General features: G+C 68.0%; 24 protein-coding genes. All 24 read right to left on the bottom strand.

What is annotated here, in order from left to right; all coding sequences use genetic code 11:
• Window positions 1-603 carry an adenylate kinase gene (locus PED38_RS14465; protein ID WP_270981775.1) on the bottom strand — a complete coding sequence of 201 codons (603 nt, stop codon included), beginning with the start codon at window positions 601-603 and terminating at the stop codon, window positions 1-3.
• Window positions 600-1,922: a preprotein translocase subunit SecY gene (gene secY / locus PED38_RS14460; protein ID WP_063070801.1), complete on the bottom strand. Its 1,323-nt coding sequence runs from the start codon at window positions 1,920-1,922 to the stop codon at window positions 600-602. The genes PED38_RS14465 and secY overlap by 4 nt, the downstream gene beginning before the upstream one ends.
• 124 nt (window positions 1,923-2,046) lie before the next feature.
• Complete coding sequence (rplO, locus tag PED38_RS14455) at window positions 2,047-2,619, bottom strand: 50S ribosomal protein L15 (RefSeq protein ID WP_063070800.1); 573 nt, start codon at window positions 2,617-2,619, stop codon at window positions 2,047-2,049.
• Complete coding sequence (gene rpmD, locus PED38_RS14450) at window positions 2,619-2,801, bottom strand: 50S ribosomal protein L30 (protein WP_012039289.1); 183 nt, start codon at window positions 2,799-2,801, stop codon at window positions 2,619-2,621. Before rpmD ends, rplO begins: the two co-directional genes overlap by 1 nt.
• A complete protein-coding gene (rpsE, locus tag PED38_RS14445; RefSeq protein ID WP_063070807.1) occupies window positions 2,801-3,466 on the bottom strand; it encodes a 30S ribosomal protein S5 in 666 nt (221 codons plus the stop codon). The genes rpmD and rpsE overlap by 1 nt, the downstream gene beginning before the upstream one ends.
• A gap of 35 nt (window positions 3,467-3,501) precedes the next feature.
• Window positions 3,502-3,873: a 50S ribosomal protein L18 gene (rplR, locus tag PED38_RS14440; protein WP_012039291.1), complete on the bottom strand. Its 372-nt coding sequence runs from the start codon at window positions 3,871-3,873 to the stop codon at window positions 3,502-3,504.
• A 2-nt stretch (window positions 3,874-3,875) separates the two neighbouring features.
• On the bottom strand, window positions 3,876-4,412 hold the full coding sequence (gene rplF, locus PED38_RS14435; protein WP_063070799.1) for a 50S ribosomal protein L6: 537 nt from the start codon (window positions 4,410-4,412) through the stop codon (window positions 3,876-3,878).
• A gap of 4 nt (window positions 4,413-4,416) precedes the next feature.
• Entirely contained in the window at window positions 4,417-4,815 is a 399-nt protein-coding gene (gene rpsH, locus PED38_RS14430) for a 30S ribosomal protein S8 (protein ID WP_063070798.1), read from the bottom strand.
• A 147-nt stretch (window positions 4,816-4,962) separates the two neighbouring features.
• Window positions 4,963-5,559: a 50S ribosomal protein L5 gene (rplE, locus tag PED38_RS14425; protein ID WP_063070797.1), complete on the bottom strand. Its 597-nt coding sequence runs from the start codon at window positions 5,557-5,559 to the stop codon at window positions 4,963-4,965.
• A gap of 2 nt (window positions 5,560-5,561) precedes the next feature.
• Window positions 5,562-5,921: a 50S ribosomal protein L24 gene (gene rplX, locus PED38_RS14420; protein ID WP_063070796.1), complete on the bottom strand. Its 360-nt coding sequence runs from the start codon at window positions 5,919-5,921 to the stop codon at window positions 5,562-5,564.
• Window positions 5,922-5,923: 2 nt separating this feature from the next.
• Window positions 5,924-6,292 carry a 50S ribosomal protein L14 gene (gene rplN / locus PED38_RS14415; protein ID WP_012039296.1) on the bottom strand — a complete coding sequence of 123 codons (369 nt, stop codon included), beginning with the start codon at window positions 6,290-6,292 and terminating at the stop codon, window positions 5,924-5,926.
• Window positions 6,293-6,320: 28 nt separating this feature from the next.
• Window positions 6,321-6,617 carry a 30S ribosomal protein S17 gene (gene rpsQ / locus PED38_RS14410; RefSeq protein ID WP_063070795.1) on the bottom strand — a complete coding sequence of 99 codons (297 nt, stop codon included), beginning with the start codon at window positions 6,615-6,617 and terminating at the stop codon, window positions 6,321-6,323.
• 2 nt (window positions 6,618-6,619) lie between these two features.
• On the bottom strand, window positions 6,620-6,946 hold the full coding sequence (rpmC, locus tag PED38_RS14405) for a 50S ribosomal protein L29 (RefSeq protein ID WP_063070794.1): 327 nt from the start codon (window positions 6,944-6,946) through the stop codon (window positions 6,620-6,622).
• Complete coding sequence (rplP, locus tag PED38_RS14400) at window positions 6,946-7,365, bottom strand: 50S ribosomal protein L16 (RefSeq protein ID WP_063070793.1); 420 nt, start codon at window positions 7,363-7,365, stop codon at window positions 6,946-6,948. Before rplP ends, rpmC begins: the two co-directional genes overlap by 1 nt.
• 2 nt (window positions 7,366-7,367) lie before the next feature.
• Complete coding sequence (gene rpsC, locus PED38_RS14395) at window positions 7,368-8,165, bottom strand: 30S ribosomal protein S3 (RefSeq protein ID WP_012039300.1); 798 nt, start codon at window positions 8,163-8,165, stop codon at window positions 7,368-7,370.
• Window positions 8,165-8,557, bottom strand: a complete 393-nt coding sequence (rplV, locus tag PED38_RS14390) for a 50S ribosomal protein L22 (protein ID WP_063070792.1) — start codon at window positions 8,555-8,557, stop codon at window positions 8,165-8,167. The genes rpsC and rplV overlap by 1 nt, the downstream gene beginning before the upstream one ends.
• 25 nt (window positions 8,558-8,582) lie before the next feature.
• Window positions 8,583-8,864, bottom strand: a complete 282-nt coding sequence (rpsS, locus tag PED38_RS14385; protein ID WP_063070791.1) for a 30S ribosomal protein S19 — start codon at window positions 8,862-8,864, stop codon at window positions 8,583-8,585.
• 12 nt (window positions 8,865-8,876) lie between these two features.
• Window positions 8,877-9,716 carry a 50S ribosomal protein L2 gene (rplB, locus tag PED38_RS14380; protein WP_063070790.1) on the bottom strand — a complete coding sequence of 280 codons (840 nt, stop codon included), beginning with the start codon at window positions 9,714-9,716 and terminating at the stop codon, window positions 8,877-8,879.
• Between the two features lie 22 nt (window positions 9,717-9,738).
• Window positions 9,739-10,038 carry a 50S ribosomal protein L23 gene (rplW, locus tag PED38_RS14375; protein ID WP_012039304.1) on the bottom strand — a complete coding sequence of 100 codons (300 nt, stop codon included), beginning with the start codon at window positions 10,036-10,038 and terminating at the stop codon, window positions 9,739-9,741.
• Window positions 10,035-10,691 (bottom strand): 50S ribosomal protein L4, encoded by a 657-nt coding sequence (gene rplD, locus PED38_RS14370; RefSeq protein WP_063070789.1) that lies wholly within the window; start codon window positions 10,689-10,691, stop codon window positions 10,035-10,037. The genes rplW and rplD overlap by 4 nt, the downstream gene beginning before the upstream one ends.
• A gap of 2 nt (window positions 10,692-10,693) precedes the next feature.
• The gene (rplC, locus tag PED38_RS14365; RefSeq protein ID WP_270981774.1) at window positions 10,694-11,347 is read right to left on the bottom strand and encodes a 50S ribosomal protein L3; all 654 of its coding nucleotides are present in this window, start codon (window positions 11,345-11,347) and stop codon (window positions 10,694-10,696) included.
• 8 nt (window positions 11,348-11,355) lie between these two features.
• Window positions 11,356-11,664, bottom strand: coding sequence for a 30S ribosomal protein S10 (rpsJ, locus tag PED38_RS14360; RefSeq protein ID WP_012039307.1), 309 nt, complete (start codon window positions 11,662-11,664; stop codon window positions 11,356-11,358).
• 439 nt (window positions 11,665-12,103) lie between these two features.
• Window positions 12,104-13,072: a DNA topoisomerase IB gene (locus PED38_RS14355; protein WP_063070787.1), complete on the bottom strand. Its 969-nt coding sequence runs from the start codon at window positions 13,070-13,072 to the stop codon at window positions 12,104-12,106.
• Window positions 13,073-13,229: 157 nt separating this feature from the next.
• The gene (gene tuf / locus PED38_RS14350; RefSeq protein WP_063070786.1) at window positions 13,230-14,423 is read right to left on the bottom strand and encodes an elongation factor Tu; all 1,194 of its coding nucleotides are present in this window, start codon (window positions 14,421-14,423) and stop codon (window positions 13,230-13,232) included.
• Window positions 14,424-14,502: the final 79 nt, after the last annotated feature.

Raw genomic sequence — 14,502 nt, 5'->3', positions numbered from 1 at the left:
CTAGGCGCGGCCCGCGTCGGAGACGGGGCGGACGCCGCGCTCGGCGAGGGCCGTGCGGATGCGCGCCGCCACCTCATCGACGTCGCCGAGGCCGTCGATCTCGATCAGCAGACCGCGGTCGCGGTACACGGCGATGAGGGGGCTCGTCTCGCGGACGTACACCTCCTGGCGGTGCCGGATCTCGTCCTCGCCGTCGTCGGCGCGCCCCTGCTCGACCGCGCGCCGGGTGAGCCGGGCCACGACCTCCTCCTCGTCGGCGACGAGCTGGATCACGGCGTCGAGCTGGTGGCCCCAGCCCTGGAGCAGATCCTCGAGGTACGCGACCTGGGCGAGCGTGCGCGGGTAGCCGTCCAGCAGGAAGCCCTCGCGCGCGTCGTCCTCCCGGAGGCGTGCCGTGACGAGGCTGTTGGTCAGCTCGTCCGGCACGTAGTTGCCCGCGTCGACGAGCGCCTGGACCTGCTGCCCGAGCTCGGTGCCGTCCTTGATGTTCTGGCGGAAGATGTCGCCGGTCGAGACGTCCGGGATGCCGTACTCGGCGGCGATGCGCGTGGCCTGCGTGCCCTTGCCGGCCCCGGGAGGGCCGACGATGAGGAGCCGGGTCACTTGAGCAGCCCCTCGTAGTGCCGCTGCTGCAGCTGCGAGTCGATCTGCTTCACCGTCTCGAGGCCGACGCCCACGACGATGAGGATGCTCGCGCCGCCGAACGGGAAGTTCTGGTTGGCGCCGACGAGCGACAGGGCGATGAGCGGCAGGAGCGCGATGAGGCCGAGGTACAGCGAGCCCGGCAGCGTGATGCGCGTGAGCACGTAGTCGAGGTACTCGGCCGTCGGACGCCCGGCGCGGATCCCGGGGATGAAGCCGCCGTACTTCTTCATGTTGTCGGCGACCTCCTCCGGGTTGAAGGTGATGGCGACGTAGAAGTACGTGAACCCGACGATGAGCAGGAAGTACATCGCCATGTAGAGCGGGTGGTCGCCCGTGGTGAGGTTGTCGGTGATCCACTGCACCCACGGTGCCGGCGGCTGGCCGACGGGCGGCTGGTTGAACTGCGCGACGAGCGCGGGCAGATACAGCAGCGACGACGCGAAGATGACGGGCACGACGCCGGCCATGTTCACCTTGATGGGGATGTACGTGTTGTTGCCGCCGTAGGTGCGGCGCCCGACCATGCGCTTGGCGTACTGGACGGGGATGCGGCGCTGCGACTGCTCGACGTAGACGACGGCGGCGACGACCAGCAGGCCGACCAGGATGACGAGGGCGAAGACCTCCCAGCCGCGGCTCTGCTGGATCGCGATGAGCGAGGTCGGGAACGCCGCGGCGACCGACGTGAAGATGAGGAGCGACATGCCGTTGCCGATGCCGCGCTCGGTGATGAGCTCGCCCATCCACATGATGAGGCCGGTGCCGGCGGTCATGGTGATGACCATGAGCATGATCGCGTACCAGGCGTCGTTCGTGACGAGCTGCGTGCAGGCGCTGACGTTGGTCTGGCCGAACAGCGCGCCGCTGCGCGCGACGGTGATGAGCGTCGTGGACTGGAGCACCGCGAGCGCAATCGTGAGGTAGCGCGTGTACTGCGTGAGCTTGGCCTGGCCGGACTGGCCCTCCTTGTAGAGGGTGTCGAAGTGCGGGATGACCACGCGGAGCAGCTGGACGATGATCGACGCCGTGATGTACGGCATGATCCCCAGCGCGAAGATGGAGAGCTTCAGCAGCGCGCCGCCGCTGAAGAGGTTGACGAGCTCGTAGAGGCCCGACGTGCCCTGGTTGGCGGCGAGGCACGACTGCACGTTGGCGAAGTCGACGAACGGCGCGGGGATGAAGGAGCCCAGGCGGAAGAGGGCGATGATGCCCAGCGTGAACCCGATCTTGCGACGCAGGTCGGGGGTGCGGAAGATCCTGACGACGGCGCTCAACACGGAGGGTGTCCTGCTTTCTGTGGAGGGTCCGCCGGGAGGCGGGGGTCGGGCCGACCCGATGCGGCCCCAGGTGCCAGTAGGGGCGGTCGGTTCCCCGACCGCCCCTCCTGAGCGTCCTGCAGTGCTACTTGACGGAGCCGCCTGCTGCGACGATCTTCTCCGCAGCGGAACCGGAGACCTTGTCGACGGCAACGGTCAGCTTAACCGAGATGTCGCCGTCCCCGAGGACCTTGACCTTCTCGTTCTTGCGGACCGCACCCTTGGCGACCAGGTCGCTCGTGGTGACGTCGCCGCCGTCGGGGTAGAGCGCGGCGAGCTTCTCCAGGTTCACGACCTGGTACTCGACGCGGAACGGGTTCTTGAACCCGCGGAGCTTCGGGGTGCGCATGTGCAGCGGCATCTGCCCACCCTCGAAGCCGACGCGCACCGTGTAGCGGGCCTTCGTGCCCTTGGTGCCGCGACCCGCGGTCTTGCCCTTCGAGCCCTCACCGCGGCCGACACGCTGGCGTGCCTTCTTGGCCCCGGCAGCGGGACGGAGGTGGTGGACCTTGAGGACCTGGTCGCGCTTGACCGTCTCCGTCGAGCCGACCGTGGTCGTCTCGGCGGAAGCGGCGGCGGCCGGGGCCTTCGCGGTCTTCTTGGGTGCGGCCTTGGACGCCTTCACGGGCGTCTCGGCCGACTCGTTCTTCTCAGCCATCAGTCGATCTCCTCCACCTTCACCAGGTGCGCGACGGTGTTGACGTAGCCGCGGTTCTGGGCGTTGTCCTCTCGGACCACCACGGCACCGATGCGACGGAGCCCGAGGCTCCGCAGGGTGTCGCGCTGGTTCTGCTTCTCGCTGATCTTGGACTTGATCTGCGTCACTCGGAGCTGAGCCATCAGACACCTGCCTTCGCGTCGGCCTCGGCACGCTGGGCGCGCAGGATGCGGGCCGGGACGACCTGCTCCAGCTCGAGCCCACGACGGGCGGCGACCGCGCGCGGCTCCTCGAGCTGCTGCAGCGCCTCCACCGTGGCGTGCACGATGTTGATCGTGTTGGACGAGCCGAGCGACTTGCTCAGCACGTCGTGGATGCCGGCGCACTCGAGCACCGCACGGACGGGGCCACCGGCGATGACGCCGGTACCCGCGGACGCGGGACGCAGGAGGACGACTCCGGCGGAGGCCTCACCCTGCACGGCGTGCGGGATGGTCAGGCCGATGCGGGGGACGCGGAAGAAGTTCTTCTTCGCCTCCTCGACGCCCTTGGAGATGGCGGTCGGGACCTCGCGGGCCTTGCCGTAGCCGACGCCCACCAGTCCGTTGCCGTCTCCGACGATCACGAGCGCGGTGAAGCTGAAGCGACGACCGCCCTTGACGACCTTGGACACGCGGTTGATGGTGACGACGCGCTCCAGGAACTGGCTCTTGTCGGCATCACGGCCACCGCGGCTGTCGCGGCCGCCCTGGTTCCGGTCGCGTCCGCCACGACGGCCCTCGCGGCCCTCGTTCTGCGCGGGTGCGGTGGACGCCGCGGTCTCGACGGGCGTCTCCGCCACTGCCACGACCTCGGGCTCCTTGTTGTTGTTCTCGGCTGCGCTCACAGGCTCAGACCACCCTCTCGAGCTCCTTCGGCGATGGCCGCGACGCGTCCTGCGTAGCGGTTGCCACCACGATCGAATACGACGCTCTCCACGCCGGCCGCCTTGGCGCGCTCGGCGACGAGCTCGCCGACCTTGCGCGACTTGGCGGTCTTGTCGCCGTCGAACGTGCGCATGTCGGCCTCGAGGGTCGATGCGGACGCGACGGTGTGACCACGGCTGTCATCGACGACCTGCACGAAGACGTGGCGGGCCGAACGGGTGACGACCAGGCGCGGACGCAGCTCGGTGCCCTCGACCTTCTTGCGCAGGCGTGCGTGCCTGCGGCCGCGGGCGGCGGACTTGCTTTTTCCTCTAACTCCGAGAGCCATGATCACTTACCACTCTTTCCGGCCTTGCGGCGAACGTTCTCGCCGGCGTAGCGGACGCCCTTGCCCTTGTAGGGCTCGGGCTTGCGAATCTTGCGGATGTTGGCGGCCGTCTCGCCGACGAGCTGCTTGTCGATGCCGATGACGGTCATCTTGTTGACGCCCTCGACTGTGAAGCTGATGCCCTCGGGCGCCTCGACGTACACGGGGTGGGAGAAGCCGAGCGCGAACTCGACGCCCTTGTCCTTGACCGCGACGCGGTAACCCGTGCCGACGATCTCGAGGCCCTTGGTGTAGCCGGTGGTGACGCCGATGATGTTGTTCGCGATGAGGCTGCGCGTGAGGCCGTGGAGCGAACGCGACTCGCGCTCGTCGTCCGGACGGGTGACGAGCACCTGCCCGTCCTGGACCTCGGCGCGGATGGGCTGCGCGATGGTGAGGCTGAGCTCGCCCTTCGGGCCCTTCACCGTGACGAGCTGGCCGTCCACGGCGACGTCGACCCCTGCGGGGACGTCGATGGGGAGTCTTCCGATACGTGACATGGCGTTACCACACGTAGGCGAGGACTTCCCCACCCACGCCCTTCTTCGCAGCCTGGCGGTCCGTGAGGAGCCCCGAGGAGGTGGACAGGATGGCGACCCCGAGGCCACCGAGGACCTGGGGGATCTCCGCGGACTTCGCGTACACGCGCAGTCCGGGCTTCGACACGCGCTTGATGCCCCGGATGGAGCGCTGGCGGTCGGGGCCGAACTTGAGGCTGAGCGTCAGCGTCTGGCCGACGCGGGCGTCCGCGACGTCCCAGCCGGCGATGAAGCCCTCGGACTTGAGGATGTCGGCGATGTGCGACTTGAGCTTGGAGTGCGGCATGGAGACCGTGTCGTGGTGCGCGGAGTTCGCGTTCCGGAGTCGGGTCAGCATGTCAGCGACCGGGTCGGTCATTGTCATATCTGGTGGTGCCTCTCTCGCCTGGTTTCGTTCATCCGGACACGGATGACGACCTGTGGTGGTGGCGGCGCCGGGCGGAGGTGCCCGGCGCCGATCGTGCGGTGGTGCTGGTCGTGCGGTGGAGCTGGTGCTGCGTCTCCGAAGAGGCTACGGCGTGTTCTCGGGCGTCTGGAACGGGAAGCCGAGCGCCTTGAGCAGCGCGCGTCCCTCGTCGTCCGTCCGAGCGGTCGTGACGACCGTGATGTCCATGCCGCGGACCCGGTCGATGCGGTCCTGGTCGATCTCGTGGAACATGCTCTGCTCGTTGAGGCCGAACGTGTAGTTGCCGTTGCCGTCGAACTGCTTCGGGCTGAGCCCGCGGAAGTCGCGGATGCGCGGCAGGGCGAGGGACAGCAGGCGGTCGAGGAACTCCCACATGCGGTCGCCGCGCAGCGTCACGTGGGTGCCGATGGCCTGGCCCTCACGCAGCTTGAACTGGGCGATCGACTTGCGGGCCTTCGTGACCTGCGGCTTCTGGCCGGTGATCTTGGTGAGGTCGGCGACCGCGCCGTCGATGATCTTGCCGTCACGGGCCGCGTCGCCGACGCCCATGTTCACGACGATCTTCGTGAGCCCGGGCACCTGGTGCACGTTCGTGAAGCCGAGATCAGCGGTCAGCTGGCTGACGATCTCGGAGCGGTACTTCTGCTTGAGGCGCGGGAGCGGCGTGCTCTCGGCCGTGCCAGCGGTGGCGGTGTCGGTCATTGCTAGAGGTCCTTACCTGACTTCTTGGCGTAGCGCACGCGGACGGTCTTGGAGACCCCGTCCTTCTCGACCGTCTCGGTCCGGAAGCCGACTCGCGTGGGCTTCTTGGACTCGGGGTCGACGAGCGCGACGTTGGAGATGTGGATGGGCGCCTCGACGGTCTCGATGCCGCCCGTCTTGGAGCCGCGCTGCGTCTGGCCGACGCGGACGTGCTTCGTGACGAAGTTCACGCCCTCGACGACGACGCGGTTGCGCTCGACCAGGACGGACAGGACCTTGCCCTGCTTGCCCCGGTCGCCGCCCTTGGCCTGCGTGCGACCCGTGATGACCTGCACGAGGTCACCCTTCTTGATGTTCGCCATGACTAAATGACCTCCGGTGCCAGCGAGATGATCTTCATGAACTTCTTGTCCCGGAGCTCGCGGCCCACCGGTCCGAAGATGCGGGTGCCGCGGGGCTCCCCGTTGCTGTTCAGGATGACGGCCGCGTTCTCGTCGAACTTGATGTACGAGCCGTCGGGACGGCGCGTCTCCTTCTTGGTGCGGACGATGACCGCCTTGACGACCTCGCCCTTCTTGACGTTGCCGCCGGGGATCGCGTCCTTGACGGTCGCGACGATGACATCCCCGAGTCCGGCGTAGCGACGACCCGAGCCACCGAGCACGCGGATGGTCAAGATCTCCTTGGCACCGGTGTTGTCGGCGATCTTCAGGCGGGATTCCTGCTGAATCACTGTTGCTCCTTCATCCAAGCAGCCGGGGCTACTTGGCCTTCTCGAGGATCTCGACCAGGCGCCAGCGCTTGGAGGCGCTGAGGGGACGGGTCTCGTTGATCAGGACCAGGTCGCCGATGCCGGCGGTGTTCGCCTCGTCGTGCGCCTTGACCTTGGAGGTGCGGCGGATGACCTTGCCGTACAGCGGGTGCTTCACGCGGTCCTCGACCTCGACGACGATGGTCTTGTCCATCTTGTCGCTGGTGACGTAGCCACGACGCGACTTGCGGTAGCCGCGGTCGACCGTCGCGGTGTCAGCCGTGTTCTTCTCTTCGGCGTTCGCCATGATCAAGCCTCCTCAGCCTTCTCGGTGACGGCGGCGTCGTCGGCCTTCGCGGCCTTCTTCGTCGCCTTCTTCTTCTCGGGCTTCTCGGGGACCTCGACGGGGGCGGGCGTGGGACGGATGCCCAGCTCGCGCTCGCGGATGACCGTGTAGATCCGAGCGATGTCGCGCTTGACGGCGCGCAGGCGGCCGTGGCTGTCGAGCTGACCGGTGGCCGACTGGAAGCGCAGGTTGAACAGCTCCTCCTTGGCCTTCTTCAGCTCTTCGACGAGTCGCTCGTCCTCGAAAGTGTCCAGCTCGACGGGGGCGAGCTCCTTGGAACCGATCGCCATTATGCGTCGCCTTCCTCGCGCTTGATGATGCGTGCCTTGAGGGGCAGCTTGTGGATGGCCCGGGTGAGCGCCTCGCGCGCCGTGACCTCGTCGACTCCGGAGAGCTCGAAGAGCACGCGGCCCGGCTTGACGTTCGCGACCCACCATTCGACCGAGCCCTTGCCGGAACCCATGCGGGTCTCGGCGGGCTTCTTGGTGATCGGGCGGTCGGGGAAGATGTTGATGTACACCTTGCCGCCGCGCTTGACGTGACGCGTCATGGCGATTCGAGCGGACTCGATCTGCCGGTTCGTGACGTAGGCGGGCGTGAGGGCCTGGATGCCGTACTCGCCGAACGACACCACGGTGCCGCCCGTCGCGTGACCGGTTCGACCCGGGTGGTGCTGCTTGCGGTGCTTGAGCTTGCGGGGGATCAACATGGTTACGCCTCAACTCCTGCTGCGGCGACCGGCGCTGCCTCGGCGGCCGGCGCGGTGCGCGGCGCGTTGGTGCGGCGGTCCCCGGTCCGACCGTCGGAACGGTCGTTACGGCGCTCGGGGCGGGACGACTTCTGGTTCGCCTGCTCGCGAGCGAGATCCTTGTTCGTGATGTCGCCCTTGTAGACCCAGACCTTCACGCCGATGCGGCCGAAGGAGGTGCGGGCCTCGTAGAAGCCGTAGTCGATGTTCGCGCGGAGGGTGTGCAGCGGCACGCGGCCCTCGCGGTAGAACTCCGACCGGCTCATCTCGGCGCCGCCGAGACGGCCGGACACCTGGATGCGGACGCCCTTGGCGCCGGCGCGCTGCGCGCCCTGCAGGCCCTTGCGCATCGCGCGGCGGAAGGCCACGCGACCCGCCAGCTGCTCGGCGATGCCCTGGGCGACCAGCTGAGCCTCGGCCTCGGGGTTCTTCACCTCGAGGATGTTGAGCTGGATCTGCTTGCCCGTGAGCTTCTCGAGGTCGGCGCGGATGCGCTCGGCCTCGACGCCGCGGCGTCCGATGACGATGCCCGGGCGCGCCGTGTAGATGTCCACGCGGACGCGGTCACGGGTGCGCTCGATCTCGATGCGCGCCACACCGGCGCGGTCGAGGCTCGTCTTGAGCATGGTGCGGATGCGCACGTCCTCGGCGACGTAGTCGCTGTAACGCTGCCCCTTCTTCGTGCTGTCCGAGAACCAGCGCGACACGTGGTCGGTGGTGATCCCGAGACGGAACCCGTACGGGTTGACCTTCTGTCCCATTACTTGCTCGCCTTCTTCGTGGTCGTCGCCACGTCCGCCTCATCCGGCGTCGCGAGGACGACCGTGATGTGGCTGGTGCGCTTGTTGATACGGAATGCGCGACCCTGTGCGCGCGGCTGGAACCGCTTGAGGGTGGTGCCCTCGTCCACGAACGCCTTGGCGATGTAGAGGTCCTGCTCGGCCAGGAAGCTGTTGGACGCGTCGGCCTTGACCCGCGCGTTCGCCATGGCCGAGGCCACCAGCTTGTACACCGGCTCGCTCGCGCCCTGGGGCGCGAACTTCAGGATGGCCAGGGCCTCCTCGGCCTGCTTCCCGCGGATCATGTCCACGACACGACGGGCCTTCTGGGGGGTGACGCGGATGTGACGCACGCGTGCGATCGACTCCACCATTTCTCTCCTCCTTCTCGTCGCCGCGTTAGCGACGACGACCCTTCTTGTCGTCCTTCACGTGGCCGCGGAAGGTGCGCGTGAGAGCGAACTCGCCGAGCTTGTGGCCCACCATCGACTCGGTGATGAACACCGGGGTGTGCTTGCGACCGTCGTGCACCGCGATGGTGTGACCCAGCATCGCCGGGATGATCATCGATCGGCGCGACCAGGTCTTGATCACGTTCTTGCTGCTGGCCTCGTTCGCCGAGATCACCTTGCGGAGCAGGTGGTCGTCGACGAAGGGGCCCTTCTTCAGACTGCGTGGCATCTTCTACAACTCCTACTTGCGCTTCTTGCCGGCGTTGCGGCGGCGAACGATGAGCTTGTCGCTGGGCTTGTTGATGTGGCGCGTGCGGCCTTCCTTCTGGCCCCACGGGCTGACCGGGTGGCGTCCACCGGAGGTCTTGCCCTCACCACCACCGTGCGGGTGGTCGACCGGGTTCATGGCGACACCGCGGACGGTCGGGCGGACGCCCTTCCAGCGCATGCGGCCGGCCTTGCCCCAGTTGATGTTCGACTGCTCGGCGTTGCCGACCTCGCCGATGGTCGCGCGGCAGCGCGCATCGACGTTCCGGATCTCGCCGGAGGGCAGGCGCAGCTGGGCGTAGGGGCCGTCCTTCGCCACCAGGCGCACGGAGGCGCCGGCGGAGCGGGCCATCTTCGCGCCGCCACCGGGGCGGAGCTCGATGGCGTGGATGACGGTACCCGTCGGGATGTTGCGCAGCGGCAGGTTGTTGCCCGGCTTGATGTCGGCCAGGGCGCCGGACTCGATCTTGTCGCCCTGCTGCAGCTTGTTCGGCGCGAGGATGTAGCGCTTCGTGCCGTCGATGAAGTGCAGGAGCGCGATGCGCGCCGTGCGGTTGGGGTCGTACTCGATGTGCGCGACGGTGGCGAGGACGCCGTCCTTGTCGTTGCGCTTGAAGTCGATGACCCGGTACTGGCGCTTGTGGCCGCCACCGATGTGACGCGTGGTGATGCGGCCCTGGTTGTTGCGTCCACCGGTCTTGGAGAGGGGGCGCAGCAGCGACTTCTCGGGCGTCGAGCGCGTGATCTCCACGAAGTCGGCGACGGACGAACCGCGACGACCCGGGGTCGTGGGCTTGTACTTGCGAATGGCCATTGGTGTTTTCCTAGTCCCGGTCTCAGCCGACGGTCGTGAAGATGTCGATGGAGCCCGACTTGAGGGAGACGATGGCGCGCTTGGTGTCCTTGCGCTTGCCCATCCCGAACTTGGTCCGGCGGGTCTTGCCCTGCTTGTTGAGCGTGTTGACCGACGCCACCTGCACGCCGAAGATCTTCTCGATCGCGAGCTTGATCTCCGTCTTGTTCGAGCGGGGGTCCACGATGAACGTGTACTTGCCCTGGTCGATCAGGCCGTAGCTCTTCTCGGAGACGACCGGCGCGATGATGATGTCGCGGGGGTCCTTCTGGGTGGCGCTCATGCGGCAACCTCTTCCTTGGCCGTCTTCGACTCGACGAACGCGTCGAACGCGCCCTTCGTGAAGACGATGTCGTCGCTCACGAGCACGTCGTACGCGTTGAGCTGGTCGTAGGACAGCACGTGGACCGTCGGGATGTTGCGCACGCTGCGGAGGCTGACCTCGTCGGTGCGCTCCAGGACGATGAGCACGTGCTTGCTCGTGGCGATGCCCTCGAGCAGCGCGACCACGGTCTTCGTCGAGGGGACGTCTCCGGCGGAGAGGCTCTCGATGACGTGGAGGCGGGCGCCGCGCGCGCGGTCGGAGAGGGCGCCGAGGAGAGCCGCGGCGATCATCTTCTTGGGGGTGCGCTGCGCGTAGCTGCGGGGCGTCGGGCCGTGGACGATGCCACCGCCGGTCATCTGGGGCGCGCGGATGGAGCCCTGACGAGCGCGGCCGGTGCCCTTCTGCTTGAACGGCTTGCGGCCGGCGCCGGAGACCTCGCCGCGGCCCTTGGTCTTGTGCGTTCCCTGGCGCGCCGCGGCGAGCTGGGCGACGACGACCTGGTGGATGAGCGGGACGTTGGTCTGCACGTCGAAGATCGACGCGGGCAGGTCGACGGAGCCGGTGACTGCACCGGTCGCGTCGAGGACGTCGAGCTGGGTGTCGGTAGCCATGACTACTTCCCCTTCACTGCGTTGCGGACGAAGACGATGCGGCCACGCGCGCCGGGCACTGCGCCCTTGACGAGCAGGAGGCCCTTCTCGGCGTCCACGCTGTGGACGACGAGGTTCAGCACGGTGACGCGCTCGCCGCCCATGCGACCGGCCATGCGCATGCCCTTGAAGACACGGCTGGGGGTCGAGGAGGCGCCGATGGAGCCGGCCTTGCGGTGGTTGCGGTGCGCACCGTGCGAGGCGTTGTCGCCCCGGAAGTTGTGGCGCTTCATGACGCCGGCGAAGCCCTTGCCCTTGCTGGTGCCGACGACGTCGACCTTGGCGCCGACCTCGAAAACGCCGACCGTGATCTCCTGGCCGAGCGTGTACTCGGCGAAGTCGGCGGTGCGGACCTCGGTGAGGTGGCGGCGCGGCGTGACGCCGGCCTTGTCGAAGTGGCCGGTGCTCGGCTTGTCGGCCTTGCGCGGGTCGATCTGGCCGTAGGCGATCTGGATCGCGCCGTAGCCGTCGACCTCGGGCGTGCGCACCTGGGTGACGACGTTCGGGGTGATCTGGACGACGGTCACGGGGATGAGCTTGTTGTTCTCGTCCCACACCTGCGTCATGCCCAGCTTCGTGCCGAGCAGACCGGTGAAAGTCCTGTTAGCGGTAGACATGGGTTCCCTTAGAGCTTGATCTCGATGTTGACGTCGGCCGGGAGGTCGAGTCGCATGAGCGAGTCGACCGCCTTCGGCGTCGGGTCGACGATGTCGATCAGACGCTTGTGCGTGCGCATCTCGAAGTGCTCGCGGCTGTCCTTGTACTTGTGGGGGGAACGGATCACGCAGATCACGTTCTTCTCCGTGGGCAGCGGCACCGGGCCGACGACCGTGGCGCCCGCGCGGGTCACCGTGTCGACGATCTTCCGGGCCGAGGAGTCGATGACCGAGTGGTCGTACGACTTAAGTCGGATGCGGATCTTCTGTCCCGCCATGCGTGACTCTCTCTCTTTCGTGCGTCATGCGGCCTCGGACCGTATTGGACGCGTGTGTCCCTCGCTCGGAGCGGTGCGCCTCGTGGCGCGCCGATCCGTGGTGCACCCGGGCGCGCATCGTGGGACGCGGCCTCGGGCAGCTCGTGCACCCGCCCGCATGCGGGCGCGGACGAGCGGTGCTCATCCGGTGGGTGTCGTGTGCCTCTGCTCTGCTGCCCGCGGCCTAACCTGCCCAGGGAGCGACGTGCGCTCCGGGCGGCTATGCACTGCCTGGCAGTGATCCGGTGTCTCGCGCGCAGGGCGGCGTGCACCGGAATGTTGAACTAGACGAGTTTGTCACAGTCCGGCCATGCGTGCAACCCGGGCGTGTCGCGCCCGCTCCCCCGTGATTCCGGGCCTCACGCCGCCTCCGCCCAGCCGGCTCCCGACCGCCGTCGGGTCACCGGAACAGCAGCACCCGGAGCTCCGTCTCGCCCGACGCGGTGCGCTGCGGATCGATGGTCCGGCCGTGCACGTACTCGTCGACGAGACGCGGGTCCACGTAGCTGTTCTTCGCGATGGTCGGGGTGTTGCTCAGCACCTCCGCCGCGTCGCGGTAGGCCTGCGCGAGCGCCCGCTGCCGCTTGCCCTTGGTCGGCTCCGGCCCGTGCTTCGCGAGGCTGATCGCCGCGGCGACCGTGCCGTGCAGGGTGCGGAAGTCCTTCGCGGTGAACTCGCCGCCCGTCCGCTCGCGCACGTAGTCGTTGATGTCCGCGGCCCCCAGCGGGTGCCACGTGCGGCCGTCCTCGTAGGCCAGCAGCCGCGCGTTCGGGCCGCGGCGCTTGAGGCCCCGGATGGCCTTCACGAGGTCGGCGTCCCGGATGTCGCTCGACCACTCCTGCCCGCTCTTCGCGGGGAACTCGAGGTGGACGGTGTCACCGTGGATCGTCACGTGCGAGCAGAGGAGCGTGGACAGCCCGTGGCTGCCGTTCGACTCCGTGTAGCGCTCGCTGCCCACCCGGAGGCTGCCCGTGTCGAGCATCCGGAAGCCGGCGGCCAGCGCGCGCTCGCGCGTGAAGCCGTCCTGACGGAGGTGCATCGTGACCTGGCGGCGCGCGGCCGGGAGCGACTCGGCGAGCTGCAGGGCGCGGTCGAACTTGATCCGGTCCTTCTGCTCGCGCCAGGTCGGGTGGTAGATGTACTGCCGTCGGCCCGCGCTGTCCATTCCCGTGGCCTGCACGTGCCCGTTCTCGTACGGCGCGATCCACACGTCGGTCCACGCGGGCGGGATGCCGAGGTGCTCCATGCGCGCCCGCAGCGCCCGGTCGGTGACGCGGTTCCCGTCGGAGTCGAGGTAGGTCCAGCCCGTGCCGGAGCGCTTGCGCGTGTAGCCCTTGCCGGTGGCGTCGCTGCGCCGGAGTCTGACCATCCCTCGAACCTACGCGCCGGGACACCGTTCGTTAGCCCACGATCGATCAGGCGCCCCCATCCGCAGGAGCCCGTGATCTCCGTCGCCGGTTAACGGCCGACAGGGCCGGGCCATGACGGCCCGACCCTGTCGGAGGTGGTGCTGGTGGTGCGGGGTGCTACTTGATGATCTTCGTGACCGTGCCGGCGCCGACGGTGCGGCCACCCTCGCGGATGGCGAAGCCGAGGCCCTCCTCCATGGCGATCGGCTGGATCAGCGCGACGTTCATGTCGGTGGTGTCGCCGGGCATGACCATCTCGGTGCCCTCGGGCAGCGTGATGACGCCGGTGACGTCGGTGGTGCGGAAGTAGAACTGCGGGCGGTAGTTCGCGTAGAACGGGTTGTGACGCCCGCCCTCCTCCTTGGAGAGGATGTACGCGGTGCCCTCGAAGTCGGTGTGCGGCGTGACCGAACCCGGCTTGACGATGACCTGGCCGCGCTCGACGTCCTCGCGCTTGGTGCCGCGGAGCAGGAGACCGCAGTTCTCGCCGGCCCAGGCCTCGTCGAGCTGCTTGTGGAACATCTCGATGCCCGTGACGGTGGTCTTGACGGTGGGACGGATGCCCACGATCTCGACGTCCGAGTTGATGGCCAGCGTGCCGCGCTCGGCGCGACCCGTGACGACGGTTCCACGACCGGTGATCGTGAAGACGTCCTCGACGGGCATGAGGAACGGCTTGTCCTTGTCGCGGACGGGCTCCGGGATGGACTCGTCGACCGCGTCCATGAGCTTGACGATCTGCTCGACCCACTTCTCGTCGCCCTCGAGCGCCTTGAGGCCGGAGACCTGGACGACGGGGGCGTTGTCGCCGTCGAAGTCCTGGCTGGAGAGCAGCTCGCGGACCTCGAGCTCGACGAGCTCGAGGATCTCCTCGTCGTCGACCATGTCGGACTTGTTGAGCGCGACGAGCAGGTACGGCACGCCGACCTGCTTCGCGAGCAGCACGTGCTCGCGCGTCTGGGCCATGGGGCCGTCGGTGGCGGCGACCACGAGGATCGCGCCGTCCATCTGCGCCGCGCCCGTGATCATGTTCTTGATGTAGTCAGCGTGACCCGGGGCGTCGACGTGAGCGTAGTGACGCTTGGGCGTCTCGTACTCGACGTGCGAGATGTTGATCGTGATGCCACGCTGGCGCTCCTCGGGAGCGGAGTCGATGGACGCGAAGTCGCGCTGCACGTTGGTCGCCGACGGGTACTTGTCCGCCAGGACCTTGGAGATCGCTGCCGTCAGCGTCGTCTTGCCGTGGTCGACGTGACCGATCGTTCCGATGTTGACGTGCGGCTTGGTCCGCTCGAACTTGGCCTTACCCACTGTGGGTCCTCCTCAGGACTCGGTTGCGGGGCGTCCGGTGTTCCCGGACGCCCTGCGTGTTGGAGATCTTGCTTATGGT

The sequence above is a fragment of the Clavibacter sp. CT19 genome (assembly GCF_027858075.1).
GTDB lineage: Bacteria > Actinomycetota > Actinomycetes > Actinomycetales > Microbacteriaceae > Clavibacter > Clavibacter tessellarius_A.
Note: the sequence above shows the minus strand (reverse complement) of the source record. Positions and strands in the feature narration are given on the sequence as shown.

Coding starts and splice junctions, on each gene's coding strand:
- rplO (WP_063070800.1), bottom strand. CDS start 2,619: ATGGCTGAGAAGAACGAGTCGGCCGAGACGCCCGTGAAGGCGTCCAAG.
- rpmD (WP_012039289.1), bottom strand. CDS start 2,801: ATGGCTCAGCTCCGAGTGACGCAGATCAAGTCCAAGATCAGCGAGAAG.
- rplR (WP_012039291.1), bottom strand. CDS start 3,873: ATGGCTCTCGGAGTTAGAGGAAAAAGCAAGTCCGCCGCCCGCGGCCGC.
- rplF (WP_063070799.1), bottom strand. CDS start 4,412: ATGTCACGTATCGGAAGACTCCCCATCGACGTCCCCGCAGGGGTCGAC.
- rpsH (WP_063070798.1), bottom strand. CDS start 4,815: ATGACAATGACCGACCCGGTCGCTGACATGCTGACCCGACTCCGGAAC.
- rplE (WP_063070797.1), bottom strand. CDS start 5,559: ATGACCGACACCGCCACCGCTGGCACGGCCGAGAGCACGCCGCTCCCG.
- rplX (WP_063070796.1), bottom strand. CDS start 5,921: ATGGCGAACATCAAGAAGGGTGACCTCGTGCAGGTCATCACGGGTCGC.
- rpsQ (WP_063070795.1), bottom strand. CDS start 6,617: ATGGCGAACGCCGAAGAGAAGAACACGGCTGACACCGCGACGGTCGAC.
- rpmC (WP_063070794.1), bottom strand. CDS start 6,946: ATGGCGATCGGTTCCAAGGAGCTCGCCCCCGTCGAGCTGGACACTTTC.
- rplP (WP_063070793.1), bottom strand. CDS start 7,365: ATGTTGATCCCCCGCAAGCTCAAGCACCGCAAGCAGCACCACCCGGGT.
- rpsC (WP_012039300.1), bottom strand. CDS start 8,165: ATGGGACAGAAGGTCAACCCGTACGGGTTCCGTCTCGGGATCACCACC.
- rplV (WP_063070792.1), bottom strand. CDS start 8,557: ATGGTGGAGTCGATCGCACGCGTGCGTCACATCCGCGTCACCCCCCAG.
- rpsS (WP_063070791.1), bottom strand. CDS start 8,864: ATGCCACGCAGTCTGAAGAAGGGCCCCTTCGTCGACGACCACCTGCTC.
- rplB (WP_063070790.1), bottom strand. CDS start 9,716: ATGGCCATTCGCAAGTACAAGCCCACGACCCCGGGTCGTCGCGGTTCG.
- rplW (WP_012039304.1), bottom strand. CDS start 10,038: ATGAGCGCCACCCAGAAGGACCCCCGCGACATCATCATCGCGCCGGTC.
- rplD (WP_063070789.1), bottom strand. CDS start 10,691: ATGGCTACCGACACCCAGCTCGACGTCCTCGACGCGACCGGTGCAGTC.
- rplC (WP_270981774.1), bottom strand. CDS start 11,347: ATGTCTACCGCTAACAGGACTTTCACCGGTCTGCTCGGCACGAAGCTG.
- rpsJ (WP_012039307.1), bottom strand. CDS start 11,664: ATGGCGGGACAGAAGATCCGCATCCGACTTAAGTCGTACGACCACTCG.
- PED38_RS14355 (WP_063070787.1), bottom strand. CDS start 13,072: ATGGTCAGACTCCGGCGCAGCGACGCCACCGGCAAGGGCTACACGCGC.